Below are 16,525 nucleotides of genomic sequence, written 5' to 3' on the forward strand. Positions count from 1 at the left end.
TCCGTTAGGCGGTCGCCGGGGTTGCCGTGGCATCGCGACGACGACGCTGCATCAGCACGATCAGCGCGAAGACGCCAAACGCCGGAATCCACATCCATTCCTTGGACCAGCGATCCACCGGCGCCAGCACCTCGATGATCTGCTGATCGAAGTCGAAGCCGAGTTTCTCGGCCTGACTGCCGAAGGTCACCATGTCGACGATCACCCGCTCATCTTCGACCAGCAGCTCCAGGCCGAAGTTGGCCAGGCGCTCCTCGCCGTTTTCCCCTTCCGGCACCGGCAACGTCATGTAGGTGGTCAGGGGATCGCCATAGGCATCCTCGCCGGCGATCTGCAGCCGCAGGGTGGTGTCGTCTTCCATCTCGCCGAGCGCCTGGACGAACTGAGTCGGCGGCACCGACTGGTAGGGATCATGGATCATGTCCATCCAGAAGCCCGGGCGGAACAGGGTGAAGGCCACCAGCAGCAGCAGTACGCTCTCGTACCAGCGGTTGCGGGTGAGCATGAAGCCCTGAGTCGCCGCCGCGAAGATCAGCATGGCAAGCGTCGCCACCACGAAGATCAGGATGCCCTGCAGGAAGGTCACGTCGATCAGCAGCAGGTCGGTGTTGAAGATGAACAGGAACGGCAGCGCCGCGGTGCGCAGGCTGTAGTAGAAGGCCTGGAAGCCGGTGCGCAGCGGATCGCCCCCCGACACGGCGGCGGCGGCGAAGGACGCCAGGCCCACCGGCGGGGTCACGTCGGCCATGATGCCGAAATAGAACACGAACAGGTGCACCGCGATGAGCGGCACCAGCAGGCCGTTCTGCTCGCCCAGGGTGACGATCACCGGGGCCAGCAGCGCCGAGACCACGATGTAGTTGGCGGTGGTCGGCAGCCCCATGCCGAGGATCAGGCTGAGCACCGCGGTGAGCAGCAGGATCAGCATCAGGTTGCCCATCGACAGGATCTCGACCACGTCAGCGAGCACCAGGCCCACGCCGGTCTGGGACACGGCGCCGACGATGATGCCCGCGGTGGCGGTGGCGATACCGATGCCGATCATGTTACGCGCACCGGTCACCAGGCCATCCCACAGGTCCAGGAATCCGGCCTTGATGTCGGCGGCAAGCTCGCTCTGCCCGCGGAAGATCGCCTTGATCGGGCGCTGGGTGACGATGATGAAGGTCATGAACACCGTCGCCCAGAAGGCCGACAGCCCGGGGGACAGGCGCTCGACCATCAGGCACCAGACCAGCACCACCACCGGCAGGATGAACTGCAGGCCGACCATGACCGTCGGTCGGGTCTGGGGCAGCGTGACCACCGGCGAGTTGGGATCATCGAGCTCCAGTTCGGGATACCCTGACCCCAGCTTGAGCAGTGCTACATAGACCACCGCCAGCACCGCGGCGACGACCCAGGGCGTGGCCCCGCCGAGCACCGGTTTGAGCCAGCCCAGGCCATAGTAGACCACCAAGGCGGTGATCATCATCAGCAGCAGACCGCCGAGGAAGCCGATGGCCTTGCGAACCAGCGGTTTCGGCGGGTTACTGCTCTCGAGCCCCTTCATGTTGGCCTTGAGGGCCTCGAGGTGAACGATGTAGACCAGCGCGATATAGGAGATCAGCGCCGGCAGGAAGGCGTGCTTGATGACGTCGACGTAGGAGATGCCCACGTACTCGACCATCAGGAAGGCCGCCGCCCCCATCACGGGAGGCATGATCTGGCCATTCACCGAGGAGGCGACCTCCACGGCCCCGGCCTTCTCCGAGGAGAAGCCGACGCGTTTCATCATCGGCACGGTGAAGGTGCCGGTGGTGACCACGTTGGCGATCGAAGAGCCCGAAATCAGGCCGGTCATGCCCGAGGCCACCACCGCGGCCTTGGCGGGTCCACCCTTGTAGTGGCCGAGCAGCGAGAAGGCGACCTTGATGAAATAGTTGCCGGCGCCGGCCTTGTCGAGCAGCGCGCCAAACAGCACGAACAGGAACACGAAGCTGGTCGATACCCCGAGTGCGATGCCGAACACCCCCTGGGTGGTCAGCCACTGGTGGTTGATCAGGCCAGAGACGCTGACCCCACGGTGGGAGAGGATGCCGGGCATGTAGGGGCCGGCCAGCGAATAGGCAATGAACACCATGGCCACGATCATCAGCGGCGGGCCGAGCGCCCGGCGCGTGGCCTCGAGCAGCAGCAGGATGCCAATCACGCCGACGATCACGTCCTGCAGGATCGGCGCCCCCGGCCGCTGGGCCAGCTGCTCGTAGAAAATAAACATGTAGGCGCCGGCAAGCGCCGCCAGCAGGCCGAGCACCCAGTCCTGCAGCGGAATGCGGTCGCGAGGCGAGCCCTTGGTCGCCGGATAGGCCATGTAGGCCAAAAAGAGGGCAAATGCCAAGTGGATCGAGCGCGATTCGGTGGCGTTGAACACCCCGAACTCGAGCACGAAGGGCAATGGTGAGGCGATCCACAACTGGAACAATGACCAGACGGCCGCCGTGACCACCAGAATCTTGCCGGGCATGCCGGCCGGTTTGCGCGCCCCGGAATCCGAGGACGCCACCATGTCCTCGAGATCGACGCTCGAGGCCGAGGTCCTTGTCTTGTCTTCGCTCATGAAATCATCCTGCTTGCCGTCCATCGCCGGAATAATCCTGGGCACCGGGAAAAGTCTCCGGGCCTGAAACCATGATGCGCGGCCTTCCTGCTGGAACGGCCGCGCATCGAGTCAGGAGCCTTGGGCTCCGGTCAGGCCAGGATCACTCGATCCAGCCACGCTCGCGGTAGTAGCGAGCCGCACCATCATGCAGCGGCGCCGAGAGGCCCTGGGTGACCATGTCTTCTTCTTCCAGGGTCGCGAAGGCCGGGTGCAGGCGCTTGAAGCGATCGAAGTTGTCGAACACCGCCTTGACGGTTTCGTAGACGACGTCTTCGTCGGCAGCGGCGGTGGTCACGAAGGTCGCGGCCACACCAAAAGTAGTGACGTCCTCGTCGTTACCCTTGTACAGGCCGCCCGGGATCACGGACTTGGAATAGTAGGGATATTCCGCGACCAGCTCGTCGATGGCCGGGCCGTCCAGCGGAACCAGCTTGGCATCCACGGTGGTGGTGGCTTCCTGAATGGAGCCGTTGGGGTGGCCGACCACGTAGACCATGGCGTCGATGTTGTTGTCGGCCAGGGCGGCGGCCTGCTCGGCGGCATCCAGCTGGGAGGCCAGCGAGAAGGTGTCCTCGGTCCAGCCCTTGGCGGCCATGACCTGCTCCATGGTGTTGCGCTGGCCGGACCCCGGGTTGCCGATGTTGACCCGCTTGCCTTCCAGGTCATCCAGCTCGTCGATACCGGCATCGGCGCGGGCCAGCAGGGTCAGCGGCTCGCCGTGCACGCGGAACACCGCCCGCAGCTCGGGATAGGCATCGCCCTCGAAGTTGCCCGTGCCGTTGTAGGCCTGGTACTGGACGTCGGACTGGGCCACGCCCATGTCCAGCTCGCCGGCACGGATGCCGTTGATGTTGGCCACGGAACCGCCGGTGGACGGCGCATTGCACTTGATGTTGGCGTCGTCCAGGCGGTTGACCAGACGACAGATCGACTGACCGACCACGTAGTAGACACCGGTCTGACCACCGGTCCCGATGGTCATGAAGCGCTCCTGCGCCACCACCGGGGAAGAGAACATGGCGGCGCCCATCAGCGCACCGGAGACGGCTGCTGCAGTGATTGCATGGCGTTTCATTCAGACACCTCTTGGCATTATTGGTGTTGGTGGCAAGGCGAACTCACCCCCGTTGCATCGTCGACGTCCCGACGCGACGAGCCATACTTCGGGAATACGGGTGATCGGCTTGCGCAACCGATTCCACTGTATCAGGTATAGCTTGCCTGACGCGGTCTGGCGACGTAGCGAACCCCCGACCGTGGCCGCGGGCTTCTGTGCACGCATGATTATGCACTACTTTAGGCAAAAACACTCGTTCGAATCAGTTGCTTACGACCATGATCCTAGAGAACTCTGGCGTTGAATCCCGCAACGGATCATCAACAGCATCGATTGGCCCAATCGCTACCTTGTCGCCAGGGACGGGCCTGCAGTCCCCCTGATATAGCCCCACCGGGCGAGCAGGGTTAAGTGACACGCTCGATATCGGGCAACGACCGACAGAGGCGAGAAACGGCAAGCACAGACGCGAACGGGGGGAGAAACGGTGAAGAAGAATGGGTGACACGACGGGAGGCCGAGCGATGACAACCGACATCCAGATCGAATGCCGCCAGGGCGATATCGCCCACCAGCCCGACATGGACGCGGTGATCAACGCCGCCAATGCGCAGCTGATGCCGGGGGGCGGAGTCGCCGGTGCCCTGCACCGGGCCGCGGGCCCGGGCCTTGCCGAGGAGTGTCGACCGCTGGCGCCGATCCGCCCCGGCCAGGCGGTGATCACCGGCGCCCATGGGCTGCCCAACCGCCACGTGATTCACTGCCTGGGCCCGGTCTACGGCGTCGACGAGCCCTCGGACACCCTGTTGGCCGCCTGTTACCGGGAGGCCATCGCCCTGGCCGAAGCGCACGGGCTCGCATCCCTCGCCTTTCCCGCGCTGTCCACCGGCGCCTTCGGCTACCCCATGAGCGAAGCGACCCGGGTGGCGCTGACCACAGTGCTGACGGCAACCCGGCACTGCCACCACCTGCGCCGGGTGCGCTTCGTGCTTCATGATGCCGCCAGCCTCGAGCTCTACCGGCGCACCCTGGCGCGGCTCGATGCCCCCGCCAGCGGCTGACTTGGCCTCAGGCCAACCGGGCTTCCGTGCCACCCGGTGGCCTGCCTAGACCAAGCTGGGTAGAGTGAGACCTTTGTGCCATCGACGCTCGCCATGCCCCTGCCGCTGATCCACCATCCCGGTTACACCATCGACCTGCCGCCCCGCCACCCCTTCCCGATGGCCAAGTTCCGCGTGCTGCACGAGGTGCTGGCGACGGAGCCCAGCGGCACCCAGGCCGAGTGGATCACCCCCGCGCCGGCGACCGGGACGCAGCTCGCTCGGGTCCACCACCGGGACTACCTGCGAGCCTTCCTCGGCGGCACCCTAAGCGCGGCGGCCCAGCGGCGCAGCGGCTTTCGCTGGTCCGAGGCGCTGGTCGAGCGCACCCTGCTCGAGGTCGGTGGCACCCTGGCCACCGTCGAGGCGGCGCTGGCCACCGGGCTTGCCTGCAACACCGCCGGCGGCACCCACCATGCTCATGCCGATGCCGCCAGCGGCTATTGCCTGATCAATGACCTGGCGGTGGCCGCGGCCGAGGCATTGGATCGTGGCTGGGTCGAACGGATCCTGATCGTCGATCTGGACGTGCATCAGGGCGACGGCACGGCGCGGCTGTTTCGCGACCATCACCAGGTCTTCACCTTCTCGATGCACGGTGCGGCGAACTTCCCGGCCCGCAAGCAGCACAGCGACCTGGACATCGGCCTGCCCCGCGGCACCGGCGATGCCGGCTACCTGGCACACCTCGAAGCAAGCCTGCCCCAATTACTGGCCCAGTTCGCCCCGGACCTGGTGCTCTATGATGCCGGCGTCGACGTGCATGCCGACGACCGGCTGGGTCACCTGGCGCTGAGCGATGCCGGCCTGCTGACCCGGGATCACTACGTGCTGGCGAGCTGTCGCGAGGCGGACATTCCGGTCGCGGCGGTCATCGGCGGTGGCTACGACCGTGACCTTGAGGCGCTGGCCGGGCGTCACGCTCAGCTGCATCGCGCCGCCAGTACCCTTACTTGAGCCCTTGTCGGAGCCGTTTTCTGACCCGGCCCTTCACCGGGGCCGGCTCAGGGGTGTACCTGCGAATTGCGACACTCGCGGCGATAGGCGTCGGTGAGCGCGCGCCGCCTCGCCCGTAGCCGATTGCCCCGGGGCTCCCGATAGCCGGCCCGCAGCGCCTGCTGTACCGACTCGAGACGCTCTTCGAGACGCTGGCAACGCGGATCCGGCGCCGCCTCCCGGGACCCTGACAAAGAATGTGACGCTCTTCCGGAAGAAGGCGGCGTGGCCGGTTGACGGTAGGGTGAGGCTTGCGGCGGTTGCATGGTGTTGAGCGTGGGCAGGTCATCGACGCTGCGACGTTCGGTGTCGTCGGCGGGCTCTTGCGCGGCGGGCGGAGCATCGGCGAAATGCCAGCGCCCCTCCTCGTCCTGCCAGGAATAGACCTGGGCCTCGACCGCGAGCGTCCAGACCGCCAGCGTCAGGCCGACAAGGCGCAAGCACAGGCGCCCGGCTAGCATGGGCATGGAGTCCACCTCCCTGTGGATCCAGTGATGGGCACACGGCCCGGACGGGGTGTCGTGCCGGCCGCATCCGCCGGTCCCCCTCTGACTAGACGTTATACCCCAACCAGCCGGGCAGCCAAAGGGCGATGGCTGGAAAGATCGCCACCAGCGCAAGCGCGGCGGCCATGGCCGCCACGAACACCAGCGCCCAGCCCACGGTCTGCTCGAGGCGAATCTTCGCGACCTCGGTGGTGACCATCAGGTTCACCGCCACCGGTGGCGTGAACTGACCGATGGCGATATTCATGGCCAGCAGGATGCCGAACCACACCGGATGCCAGCCGAAGTGCTCCATGACCGGGATCAGGATCGGCATCATGATCAGGTAGATCGAGATCGCGTCCAGCACCATGCCCGCCAGCAGCACCGCCAGCATGATCAGCACCAGCAGCCAGGCGCCGTTGTCCGACAGGCCGATGATCCATTCGGCCAGATGCCGGAAGGTCCCCAGCATGGTGCCGGCCCAGGCGAAGATCCCCGCCAGGGCGATGATCAGCATCACCACCCCGGTGATCACCGCCGCCTCGCCGAACAGCCGCCACAGTTCCCGCCAGTCGAGCTCACGGGTCAGGAAGACGCCCACGATCACCCCATAAGTGACCGCCGCCACGGCGGCCTCGGTGGGCGTGAACAGCCCCGAACGCAGCCCCCCGAGGATCAGCACCGGCGCGAAGAGCGCCGGCAGCGCCTGGCGGAAGCTCTCCTTAAGCGCCGGGCGCGGCACGCTCTCAGGAGCCTCCCAGCGATGGCGCCGTGACAGCCACCAGGCGGGGACCAGCAGGGCTGCGCCGGCCAGCAGGCCCGGGAAGAGCCCGGCGGCAAACAGCGCCCGCAAGTCGACCCCCGGCACCACGATGGAATAGAGAATCAGCGCCACCGAGGGCGGAATCAGGATCGCCGTCGAGGCGGATGCCGCGATCAGCGTCGCCGAGAAGGGCTTCGGATAGCCGGCCCGGGTCATGCTCGGCAGCATCACCATCGCCACGGCCGCCGCATCGGCGGGCCCCGAGCCGCTCATGCCACCCATGATCATGCACACCAGCACCGCCACCAGGGCGAGCCCGCCATGGCGAGGCCCGATCAGCGCCTGGGCGAAGCGCACCAGGCGCGCGGCCACCCCCGCGCGCTCAAAGATCAGGCCGGTCAGGATGAACAGCGGAATGGCGATCAGCGGGTACTTGGCAACGCTGTTGTAGGTGTTGGTGCCGAGGGTGGCCAGCATGGTCGCGGGCAGGCCCATGACGATGCCCACGGCCCCGGAGAGGCCGAGCGAGAAGGCCACCGGCACCCCGGCGATCAGCAGGCCCGCGAAGGCCAGGATCATCCACAGATCAGGACTCATCGGTGAGGTCTCCGCGCAGACGATCCAGGCACTGCTGGCTCAGGCGCACCAGCATCAGCGCGGCCAGCACCGGCAGCCAGACGATGTACCACCACTGCGGCAGGCCGAGCCCCGGCGACAGCGACTGCCAGTGGTACTCCTCCCAGGCCAGCTTGCCGCCGAACCACACGATCAGGCCCAGCACCGTGGCGCCGCATAGCCACTGAAAGACGATCAGCCCCTTGCGCGGCGCCGCCGGCAGGGCGCGCTCGAGCAGGCCGATACGGATATGTCCATTGCGGCGCAGCGCCACCGAGGCGCCGGCAAAGGTGAGCACCACCAGCAGGAACACCGAGAACTCCTCGGTGAACGCGAAGGAGGCATCGGTGATGTAGCGCACGACGACATTGGCCAGGCTGATCAGGGCGATGACCACCAGCGACAGGGTGGCCAGCACCCGTTCGGGCCTGGCATCGGGTGGGTTCTTCATGGGGACCTCGGACTCAAGACACCGGCCCCACGCGGGGGCCGGTCAATCAGATGCAAGCGTCAATCAGCGACTAACGACAGGAGCCTGTCGTTCAGTTGGCGGCCATGTCGTCGCGGGCGGCCTGCACCAGCGACTCGCCGATCTGGTCACTCCAGGTCGCGTAGACGCCCTGGGTCGCCTCGACGAAGGCGTCATGCTGCGCCTCGGTGAGTTCCACGACCTCGACGCCACGTTCCTCGATCGCCGCCCGGCGCGCACTTTCCTCGTCTCGGGTCATGGCGATCTCCCATTGGCCGGCGTCGACGGCAGCCTGGCGCAGCAGGGCTTGATCCTCGGCCGACAGCGAGCCCCAGACACGCTGGTTGGCGGCGAACACCAGGGGATCGTTCATGTAGTTCCACAGCGTCAGGTGGGTCTGCCCCACCTGGTCGATGCGCGCCACGTCGAAGACCGAGAGCGGGTTCTCCTGGCCATCGACGGCGCCGGTGGTCAGCGCCGGCTTGGCATCCGCCCAGCTCATCTGGGTGGGATTGGCACCCAGCGCCTCGAAGGTGTCCTGGAACAGCGGCGAGCCCACCACCCGGATCTTCAGGCCCTTCAGGTCGCTCGGCTCGTCGATGGGACCCTGGGAATTGGAGAGCTGGCGAAAACCGTTCTCGCCCCAGGCCAATGGCACCACGCCCCCCGCCTCGATGGCCGCGAAGACCCGCTCGCCGGCCTCACCGCCGGTCACCGCATCAACCGCCGCGTTATCGGGCATGAAGAACGGCAGCGAGAACAGATTGAGCTCCGGCACCTGGGGCGACCAGTTGATGGTCGAGCCCACGGCCAGGTCGATCAGCCCCGAGCGCATGGCCGAAAACTCTCGCGTCTGATCGCCCGACACCAGCTGAGCATTGGGGTAGACGCGCAGGGTCAGCTCACCGCCGGAGCGCTCCTCGACCAGTTCGGCCCACTTCTCGGCGGCCTGTCCCCAGGGGAAGGCGTCGGAGAGGACGGTGGAAACGGAAAGCTCACGAGCCTGGGAAGACAGCGCCGTGCACAGAAGAGCCGTACCGACCAGCGCCGTGGTGAGACGAGAAAAGCGAAACTTCATCATTGCGTGTCCTTGTTCAGGCACCATGACACCCGATGGCGGAACCAGGGGCGTGGGCCTGCGTTATTAGTATGGGTATTGGTATAGGAATCCATCAGCCACTGGACTCATGAGCAGTGTAAAGAGAACCCGAACCGAATGATGCCAAACCAAGGTATGAGGCGGTCCCGGCCGAGGCATGGCGAAGCCGGCGCGCGGCCTTCCCCTGTGAGGAAGCGCCCGATAGCGGATTCGACGAGCTTACCCCGCCCGCTAACTGCTATGCTGCTAACTTTCTCGCCGACCGACCTACCAATCTCAAGGACGAGCCGTGCCACTTCGTGACCTGCTGCTGGGCCTCTTCGTCATCGCCATCTGGGCGCTGAACATCATCGTGATCAAGGTCGGCGTGGCCGAGCTGCCGCCACTGCTGATGACCACCCTGCGCTTCGCGCTGGTGGCGCTGCTGCTGGTGCCCTTCAACCCGGTGCCACGCCATCAGCTGCCCTTCCTGCTGCTGCTGTCGCTGACCTTCGGCAGCCTGCACTTCGCCCTGCTTTTCATCGGCCTCGGCCAGGCCGAGGCCGGCACCGGGGCGCTGCTGGTACAGATGGGCACCCCCTTCGCCACCCTGCTGGCGGTGATCTTCCTGCGCGAACACCTGGGCGCACGGCGGCTGGGCGGCCTGCTGCTGTCGTTTGCCGGCGTGGTGGTGCTGGCCGGCGGCCCCACCCTGCCCTCGCCGCTGCCGCTGGCCCTGCTGCTGCTCAGCGCACTCGGCTGGGCGATCTCGCAACTCTTGATCAAGCGTGGCCCGAAGATTCCCCCGCTGGCCCTCGCCGGCTGGATAGCGCTGTTCGCGGTGCCTCAGGTGGCGCTGGGATCCTGGTGGTTCGAGAGCGAGCATCTGGCGGCGCTGCGTCATGCCGGCTGGGCGGGCTGGGGCGCGGTAGCCTACACCGCGGTGATGTCCTCGATTGTCGCCTACGGCATCTGGTACGGCCTGCTGCGCCGCCACCCGGTCAGTCGGGTCACGCCGCTGACACTGCTGATGCCGGTGGGCGCGGTGCTGCTGGGGGCCTGGCTGCTCGGCGACAGCCTGGGCATCAACAAGCTGGCCGGCGGCGGCCTGGTGCTCGCGGGGCTCGCCCTGATCATCCTCCAGCCGGCCCGCCGACAGGCCGCCTGAGGCCAGAACGCCGCGGGGCGCGACCTTGCCCTCTAGATCATGCCTCGCGGCAGCCTGGAGCCAGGATTCGGGCCGGTCTCAGTGCCCGGCCGCGGCGAACCCTAAGCGGCCTCACGGCCCGCTTGCCTGATCGTCGCTCAGGCTCCGCACTCCCCTAGCTGCTGACCCGCCTGCTGACCCGCTGGACCGGGCAGGCTCACGCAATCGCCGACGCCGAGTCCTCGAGCGGCGAAGTAGCCGGCATTGACCTCCAGCGCCGCGCGGAAGGCGACCCCGGCACGATAGACGCGGCAATCGCCCGGCGTGTCGGATCCGCAGGGCGTCATGTGGCGGATGGCCGCGATGCGACCCTCGCCGTCGATGAAGGCGATATCCAGGGGGATCAGGGTGCGGTACATCCAGAAGCCGTTGTCCGACGACTGCGTGCGGTCGTAGAGGAACAGCATGCCGGCCTCCTCGGCCAGCTGGGTGCGTCCCATCAGCCCATGTGCCCGCTGCTGCGGGCTCTCGGCCAGTTCCACGCGCAAACGCGACGGCCCCTGATCGCCATGGAGGGCCAGGGTCGCGGTGGCGAAGCGGATCTCCTCGGCGCGGGCCATCGCGCCTGGCCATCCGGCCAACGGCAGGAGCGTCGCCGCGCCCAGGGCGCTCCCTAATCCGGCCAGCCCGGCCAGTCCAGAAAGAAAGCGGCGGCGACTCGCCAGTATCGGGCGGGACTCTCGGGTCATGAGGAGGCTCCTTGCATCAGGTGGATGCCGCCGGCCAACAGCGAGACCTGCACGGTCTCGCCGCGGGCCAGGCCGTTGCGACGGGCGGCGTGGGTGGTAATCTCGAAACGCAGGGTGTCAGAACCATGGGCAAAGGCCAGCGTGATCTGGGTCACGCCGCCCAGCACCACCATCTCCTCGACCCAGCCCTCGACCGGGTTCTCCCGCTCGCCCCGGGACGGCCGGCCGCGGCGATGGAGTACCACCTCCGATGGCGGAAGATACCAGTGCCGCGTCTCTCCGGGGGTTGCCGTCTCGAGTCCCCTAGCGACCTCCAGCCGATAGGGGCCCCAGGCCAGCCGGCGTACGCCATCCTGCTCGACCACCTCACCGCTGAAGACGTTATGACGATCCAGCAACCGCGCGATCTGCGGCGTGGCGGGAGTGCGAAACAGTGTCTCCGGCGGGCCGCTCTGCAGGGTCTTGCCGCCTTGCAACACACATAGCCGGTCGGCCAGGGCGCTGGCTTCTTCCAGGTCGTGGGTGACCAGCACCATGGGGATGGTCAGGGTCTGGCGCAGCAGCGCCAGTTCGCGCTGCAGGCGTCGCCTCGTCACCTGATCCACCGCCGAGAAGGGCTCATCGAGCAGCAGCACCCGCGGCTTTCGGGCCAATGCCCGGGCCACCGCCACCCGTTGACGCTGGCCGCCGGAGAGCTGGTGCGGCAGGCGCTCCTCGAGCCCCTCGAGGCGCACCCGGGCAAGCCAGGAGTCGGCCTCGGCGCGCCGCTCCCCATTGGACGCGCCCTCCACCGCCAGCAGCACGTTGTCCCGGGCGCTCAAGTGCGGGAAGAGGGCATAGTCCTGGAAGACGAAGCCGATGCGCCGGGCCTGGACGCTAAGCGAGTGCCCGCGATCGGCATCGAACCAGGGCTCGCCCCCACAGCGGATCTGCCCCCCGGCCACCCGGGTCAGGCCGGCGATGGCCCGCAACAGCGTGGTCTTGCCGCTGCCGGAAGGGCCGACCAGGCCCAGAAGCTCGCCGGGAGCGCACGCAAAGTCTGCGGCCAGCGGGATCGGCCCGGCCTGGTGCAACGAGACCGAAAGCCCCTCACAAAGCGGATTACCGCGCCCGCGCTCAGCCATGGCCGCGCCCTCCGCGTCGAGAAAGCCCATAGACCACGCCGATGGTCAGAAACGAGATGCCCAGCAGCAGTGCCGACATGCGCCCGGCACCGGCCTCGTCGAAGGCCTGCACCCGGTCGTAGATGGCGATCGCCAGGGTGCGGGTCTCGCCGTCGATGGCGCCGCCGACCATCAGGATCACCCCGAACTCGCCGAGGGTATGGGCGAAGGTCAGCGCCAGCGCCGAGACCACGCCTGAACGCACCAGCGGCAGCTCGATGCGCCAGAAGGTCTGGCGCGGCGAGAGACCGCTGCACCAGGCGGCCTCGCGCAGGGTCTCCGGCACCGCCTCGAAGGCACGCTGGATCGGCTGCACGGCGAACGGCAGGTTGACCACCAGCGAAGCCAACAGGATGCCGGTGAAGGAGAAGTTCAGGCTGGTGCCGGTGAGCGATGCCCACAGCCCGCCCAGCACGCCGTCGCCGGCGAAGGCCAGCATCAGGTAGAAGCCCAGCACCGTCGGCGGCATCACCAGCGGCAGCGCCACCAGCGCCTCGAGCAGCGCCCGGTGACGGCGCATCCGGGCCAGGCGACGGCCCAGCCAAAGCCCCACCGGCAGCAGGATCAGGCAGGTGCCGAGTGCCAGGCGCAGCGACACGGAAAGCGCGCTCCAGTCCATCAGGGCGCATCCAGGTCCGGCGCGTCAAAGTCCGGCACGGCGAAGCCATAGTCACGCAGCACCTGCCTCGCGGGCTCGCTCTGCAGGTAGGCATAGAAGGCCTCGGCGGTTTCCCCGGCCCCCGGCAGCAGCACCATGCGCTGGTGCAGGGGGCCATGCCAGGCCTCGGGTATCAGCACATAATCGCCCTGCTCGGCCAGCGCCGGCGAGCGTACCAGCGAATAGGCCACCAGACCGCCGCGCGTATCGGATGAGAGTGCGAAGCGCGCCGCCTGGGCGACGTTCTCGCCCTGCACCTGCAAGGGCTGACTGGCGTCCCACAGGCCTTCATGCTCCAGCGCCTGTCGAGCCGCCACTCCATAGGGGGCGTGCTCGGGGTTGGCCAGGGCAATACGCGTGCGGGTGCCATCGGCCTCCCGGGCCCTGATGGCCTCTTCCAGCGCGGCCAGCGGCGCCTCGGCTGACAGACGCCCCCCCTCCTGGCCCTTGCGCTGCAGCCAGACCAGGCGCCCCCGGGCGTAACGCACCCCGGCATCGCGGGTCTTGCCGGCCTCGTGAAGGGCCTGAACATAGCCTTCGTTGGCCGAGAGGAAGAGCGCGAAGGGCGCGCCCTGGGCGATCTGGCGGCGGAAATTGCCCGACGAGCCCATGTTCAGGATCACCCGCTGACCGCTCGCCGCCGTGAAGTCCTCGGCGATCTCGGTCAGGGCGAACTGCAGGCTCGAGGCCACGGCGATGCGGGGGACCTCTTCGGCCATGGCGATCGGCGCGACGGCCAGGCTCGCGCTCAGCAGCCAGCGGGCCAGTCGAGGCATCAACGATCGCATAGAGAAATCCTTGTCCGGCAAGTTTGGGGGGCAAGAGGCCAATGTCATCACAGCGGCCCTTCTACAGCAACGCGACGCGACGGTACCGCAGCGGTCCGTCGAGGCGCCGGCTCCTGTCATGGTACCGCAATAAAACTCATGCAAGGTCAATGGCATGATGCCTACACCGTCTCACCCTCAGCCCTTGACGCCACAAAGCGACGCCCACTGGCTCGATCACATCATCAAGACCGACGCCCTGACGGTGCTCTTCCAGCCGATCGTCGACGGCGAGAGTCAGCGGATCTTCGGCTATGAGGCGCTGATCCGCGGACCCTCGGATTCCCCGCTACATTCGCCGCTGATGCTGTTCGGTACCGCCGAGCACGAGGGTCGACTGGTGGAACTCGACCTGCTGTGTCGCCGGCTGGCCATCCAGCGCTTCGTCGAGCTGGACCTGCCGGCCGACCTGTTCCTCAATGTGATGCCGGCCACCATCCTCGAGAGGGATTTCCGAGAGGGAGCGACCATCGAGTACTCAAGGCGCGCCGGACTCTCGCCTAAGCGGGTGGTGATCGAATTGACCGAGCATGCGCCGATCCATGACTACGAGCTGATGCGCCGGGCGGTGGCCCACTATCGGGACATGGGCTTTCGGGTCGCGCTGGACGATCTCGGCGCGGGCTACTCGGGACTTCGCCACTGGGCCGAGCTGCGCCCGGATTTCGTCAAGATCGACCGTCACTTCATCGAGGGCATCGACCAGGACAGCCTCAAGCAACAGTTCCTGCGCTCGATCGTCGACGTCTCGCGCAACCTGGACTGCCGACTGATCGCCGAGGGCATCGAGACCCGAGAGGAATATCACACCCTCTGGGAGATGCAGGTGACCTACTTGCAGGGCTATCATTTCGCTCGTCCCAGTGAACAGCCGTCCCGAGGCCTCGAACACCTCATGCCCACCCCGGAACGTCAGTATGCCAACCGCCATACCGCCGCCTCGATCTGCCGGCCGATTGCCGCGATTGATGCCAGGGTCAGGCTGCCGGCGCTGCTCGAGCGCTTCAAGAACGATCCGGGGCTGCGTTGCGTGGCGCTGATCAGCCAGGAGCGCCCAGTCGGCGTCATTCGTCGCAACGATTTCCTGACCCTGTTTGCCAACCCCTTCGGCCATTCGCTGTACGCCAAGAGTGCCCTGGAGGAGCTCGCCGACAAGCAGATGATCGTGGCCCGCCAGAACACCCCGCTGGAGCAGTTGAGCCAGTGGGTGACCGAGACCGACGACGGCCGCCACGAGGACTTCGTGATCGTCGACGACGCCGGCCACTACTTGGGCATGGGCAACATCATCGACCTGCTACGCGAGATTACCGCCCATCGTGTGCGCCTGGCGCGCCATGCCAACCCCCTGACCGGCCTTCCCGGCAATGCGCTGATCAACGACGCCCTCGCGACCCGACTGGCCGAGGGGCGTCACTTCGTCGCGGCCTACTGCGATCTCGACCAGTTCAAGGCCTATAACGACGGCTACGGCTACGCTCATGGCGACGAGGTGATCATCGCCCTGGCGACTCTGTTGCAGACCACGCTTGTCGAGCAGGGCCACTTCATCGGCCATATCGGCGGCGATGATTTCATGTTGCTGCTGAGCGGTAACGACTGGCAGCACCATTGCCGGCAGGTGCTTGAGCGCTTCGAGTCCATGGCACCCGACTTCTACCGGCCCGCCGATCGCGAGGCCGGCGGCCTGGAAGGCGAGGATCGCCAGGGGCATCGCCGCTTCTTTCCCTTCATCAGCCTCTCCATCGCCGCCCTACCGGTGCCCCCCGGCAGTTTCGACAGCGCCGTGGCCATCGCCGACCGACTCTCCGAGCTCAAGCGGCACGCCAAGCGCACGCCGGGCAATCACCTGCTGATCGAGCGCCGCCACCGCTGACGATCGCGGCCCTGCCCTGCATCAAGGCGCCATCCGGCGGCACCGCTATACTGCCATCATCCCCGTGCCGCAGGAGATCGCCATGGATTCCGCGCCGCTCTACAGCGATGCCTACCAACCCCGCGAGATTGCCAGGCGGGTGGCCAGCATGGGGGTTGCCAAGGCCCAGGCCGATGCCCTGACCCTGCTGGTGCTCGGCGTGCTGGCCGGCGCCTTCATCGCCCTCGGTGGCTTCTTCTACACCGTGGTGGTGACGGACAGCGCCCTGGGGCTGGGCGTGACCCGGCTGCTCGGTGGCCTCGCCTTCAGCCTCGGCCTGGTGCTGGTGGTGGTGGGCGGCGCCGAACTCTTCACCGGCAACAACCTGCTGGCCATGGCCTGGGCCAGCGGCCAGATCACCGGTCGGGCGCTGCTGCGCAACTGGGGCCTGGTGTATGCCGGCAACGTGGTCGGCGCGCTGGGCACGGCGCTGCTGGTGGTGTGGGCCGACAGCGGGGCCCTGGGGGGCGGCGCGGTGGGCGAGACGGCGCTGGGCATCGCCGTCTCCAAGGCCGAGCTCGGGGTGATCCCCGCCTTCGCTCGGGGCGTGCTGTGCAATGTGCTGGTGTGTCTCGCGGTATGGCTGGCCATGGGCGGACACAGCGTCACCGACAAGATCCTGGCCGTCGCCCTGCCGATCGCGGCCTTCGTGGCCATGGGCTTCGAGCACTCCATCGCCAACTGGTTCTTCCTGCCACTGGGCCTGGCGCTGGATGCCCAGGGCCAGGTCTCGCTGACCGGCGCGGCCGCCAACCTGCTGGTGGTGACCCTTGGCAACATCGTCGGCGGCACCCTCCTGGTGGCCGGTGTCTACTGGCTCGCCTACCTGCGCCCTCGTGACTGAGGGGCGCGCTTATCA

The 16,525-nt window shown here is 67.3% G+C and carries 15 protein-coding genes; 5 read left to right on the forward strand and 10 right to left on the reverse strand.

Going from position 1 to position 16,525, the window contains the following annotated elements:
- Nucleotides 1–4: 4 nt before the first annotated feature.
- Entirely contained in the window at nt 5–2,599 is a 2,595-nt protein-coding gene (locus tag IEJ03_RS11405; RefSeq protein WP_192034976.1) for a TRAP transporter permease, read from the reverse strand.
- A 142-nt stretch (nt 2,600–2,741) separates the two neighbouring features.
- Nucleotides 2,742–3,716 carry a TAXI family TRAP transporter solute-binding subunit gene (locus IEJ03_RS11410; protein ID WP_192034977.1) on the reverse strand — a complete coding sequence of 325 codons (975 nt, stop codon included), beginning with the start codon at nt 3,714–3,716 and terminating at the stop codon, nt 2,742–2,744.
- Between the two features lie 506 nt (nt 3,717–4,222).
- Between IEJ03_RS11410 and IEJ03_RS11415 the strand changes: the two genes are divergently transcribed.
- Both IEJ03_RS11415 and IEJ03_RS11420 read left to right on the forward strand, forming a co-directional pair.
- A complete protein-coding gene (locus IEJ03_RS11415) occupies nt 4,223–4,759 on the forward strand; it encodes a macro domain-containing protein (protein ID WP_192034978.1) in 537 nt (178 codons plus the stop codon).
- 75 nt (nt 4,760–4,834) lie between these two features.
- Nucleotides 4,835–5,755, forward strand: a complete 921-nt coding sequence (locus IEJ03_RS11420; RefSeq protein WP_242457949.1) for a histone deacetylase — start codon at nt 4,835–4,837, stop codon at nt 5,753–5,755.
- 47 nt (nt 5,756–5,802) lie between these two features.
- Here IEJ03_RS11420 and IEJ03_RS11425 read toward each other — a convergent pair whose 3' ends face one another.
- The 4 genes from IEJ03_RS11425 to IEJ03_RS11440 all read right to left on the reverse strand — a co-directional run bounded on the left by IEJ03_RS11425 (nt 5,803) and on the right by IEJ03_RS11440 (nt 9,210).
- Nucleotides 5,803–6,261, reverse strand: a complete 459-nt coding sequence (locus tag IEJ03_RS11425) for a DUF4124 domain-containing protein (protein WP_192034980.1) — start codon at nt 6,259–6,261, stop codon at nt 5,803–5,805.
- Nucleotides 6,262–6,346: 85 nt separating this feature from the next.
- On the reverse strand, nt 6,347–7,642 hold the full coding sequence (locus IEJ03_RS11430) for a TRAP transporter large permease (protein WP_192034981.1): 1,296 nt from the start codon (nt 7,640–7,642) through the stop codon (nt 6,347–6,349).
- Entirely contained in the window at nt 7,632–8,111 is a 480-nt protein-coding gene (locus IEJ03_RS11435; RefSeq protein WP_192034982.1) for a TRAP transporter small permease, read from the reverse strand. The genes IEJ03_RS11430 and IEJ03_RS11435 overlap by 11 nt, the downstream gene beginning before the upstream one ends.
- 91 nt (nt 8,112–8,202) lie before the next feature.
- A complete protein-coding gene (locus IEJ03_RS11440) occupies nt 8,203–9,210 on the reverse strand; it encodes a DctP family TRAP transporter solute-binding subunit (RefSeq protein WP_192034983.1) in 1,008 nt (335 codons plus the stop codon).
- 307 nt (nt 9,211–9,517) lie between these two features.
- Between IEJ03_RS11440 and IEJ03_RS11445 the strand changes: the two genes are divergently transcribed.
- Nucleotides 9,518–10,375: an EamA family transporter gene (locus IEJ03_RS11445; RefSeq protein ID WP_192034984.1), complete on the forward strand. Its 858-nt coding sequence runs from the start codon at nt 9,518–9,520 to the stop codon at nt 10,373–10,375.
- A 137-nt stretch (nt 10,376–10,512) separates the two neighbouring features.
- On the opposite strand, the gene IEJ03_RS11450 is transcribed toward IEJ03_RS11445, so the two are convergent.
- Genes IEJ03_RS11450 through modA form a run of 4 tightly spaced genes read right to left on the reverse strand, consistent with a single transcriptional unit; the run spans nt 10,513 to nt 13,712 of the window.
- The gene (locus IEJ03_RS11450; protein ID WP_192034985.1) at nt 10,513–11,103 is read right to left on the reverse strand and encodes a DUF192 domain-containing protein; all 591 of its coding nucleotides are present in this window, start codon (nt 11,101–11,103) and stop codon (nt 10,513–10,515) included.
- Complete coding sequence (locus IEJ03_RS11455) at nt 11,100–12,227, reverse strand: ABC transporter ATP-binding protein (protein WP_192034986.1); 1,128 nt, start codon at nt 12,225–12,227, stop codon at nt 11,100–11,102. Before IEJ03_RS11455 ends, IEJ03_RS11450 begins: the two co-directional genes overlap by 4 nt.
- Entirely contained in the window at nt 12,220–12,885 is a 666-nt protein-coding gene (gene modB / locus IEJ03_RS11460; protein ID WP_192034987.1) for a molybdate ABC transporter permease subunit, read from the reverse strand. Before modB ends, IEJ03_RS11455 begins: the two co-directional genes overlap by 8 nt.
- Nucleotides 12,885–13,712, reverse strand: a complete 828-nt coding sequence (modA, locus tag IEJ03_RS11465; protein WP_192034988.1) for a molybdate ABC transporter substrate-binding protein — start codon at nt 13,710–13,712, stop codon at nt 12,885–12,887. Before modA ends, modB begins: the two co-directional genes overlap by 1 nt.
- 154 nt (nt 13,713–13,866) lie before the next feature.
- On the opposite strand from modA, the gene IEJ03_RS11470 reads away from it, so the two are divergent.
- Both IEJ03_RS11470 and IEJ03_RS11475 read left to right on the forward strand, forming a co-directional pair.
- Entirely contained in the window at nt 13,867–15,627 is a 1,761-nt protein-coding gene (locus IEJ03_RS11470; protein ID WP_242457950.1) for a bifunctional diguanylate cyclase/phosphodiesterase, read from the forward strand.
- A gap of 82 nt (nt 15,628–15,709) precedes the next feature.
- Nucleotides 15,710–16,510 (forward strand): formate/nitrite transporter family protein, encoded by an 801-nt coding sequence (locus tag IEJ03_RS11475; protein WP_192034989.1) that lies wholly within the window; start codon nt 15,710–15,712, stop codon nt 16,508–16,510.
- Nucleotides 16,511–16,525: the final 15 nt, after the last annotated feature.

It is taken from the genome of Halomonas sp. YLGW01 (assembly GCF_014840935.1).
Lineage (GTDB): Bacteria > Pseudomonadota > Gammaproteobacteria > Pseudomonadales > Halomonadaceae > Onishia.

What these genes read in the sequence shown, in the direction of transcription:
- IEJ03_RS11450 (WP_192034985.1), bottom strand. Translation starts at nt 11,103, where the DNA reads ATGACCCGAGAGTCCCGCCCGATACTGGCGAGTCGCCGCCGCTTTCTT.
- IEJ03_RS11475 (WP_192034989.1), top strand. Translation starts at nt 15,710, where the DNA reads ATGGATTCCGCGCCGCTCTACAGCGATGCCTACCAACCCCGCGAGATT.
- IEJ03_RS11470 (WP_242457950.1), top strand. Translation starts at nt 13,867, where the DNA reads ATGATGCCTACACCGTCTCACCCTCAGCCCTTGACGCCACAAAGCGAC.
- IEJ03_RS11455 (WP_192034986.1), bottom strand. Translation starts at nt 12,227, where the DNA reads ATGGCTGAGCGCGGGCGCGGTAATCCGCTTTGTGAGGGGCTTTCGGTC.
- IEJ03_RS11425 (WP_192034980.1), bottom strand. Translation starts at nt 6,261, where the DNA reads ATGCCCATGCTAGCCGGGCGCCTGTGCTTGCGCCTTGTCGGCCTGACG.
- IEJ03_RS11435 (WP_192034982.1), bottom strand. Translation starts at nt 8,111, where the DNA reads ATGAAGAACCCACCCGATGCCAGGCCCGAACGGGTGCTGGCCACCCTG.
- IEJ03_RS11415 (WP_192034978.1), top strand. Translation starts at nt 4,223, where the DNA reads ATGACAACCGACATCCAGATCGAATGCCGCCAGGGCGATATCGCCCAC.
- modB (WP_192034987.1), bottom strand. Translation starts at nt 12,885, where the DNA reads ATGGACTGGAGCGCGCTTTCCGTGTCGCTGCGCCTGGCACTCGGCACC.
- IEJ03_RS11410 (WP_192034977.1), bottom strand. Translation starts at nt 3,716, where the DNA reads ATGAAACGCCATGCAATCACTGCAGCAGCCGTCTCCGGTGCGCTGATG.
- IEJ03_RS11405 (WP_192034976.1), bottom strand. Translation starts at nt 2,599, where the DNA reads ATGAGCGAAGACAAGACAAGGACCTCGGCCTCGAGCGTCGATCTCGAG.
- IEJ03_RS11440 (WP_192034983.1), bottom strand. Translation starts at nt 9,210, where the DNA reads ATGATGAAGTTTCGCTTTTCTCGTCTCACCACGGCGCTGGTCGGTACG.
- modA (WP_192034988.1), bottom strand. Translation starts at nt 13,712, where the DNA reads ATGCGATCGTTGATGCCTCGACTGGCCCGCTGGCTGCTGAGCGCGAGC.
- IEJ03_RS11430 (WP_192034981.1), bottom strand. Translation starts at nt 7,642, where the DNA reads ATGAGTCCTGATCTGTGGATGATCCTGGCCTTCGCGGGCCTGCTGATC.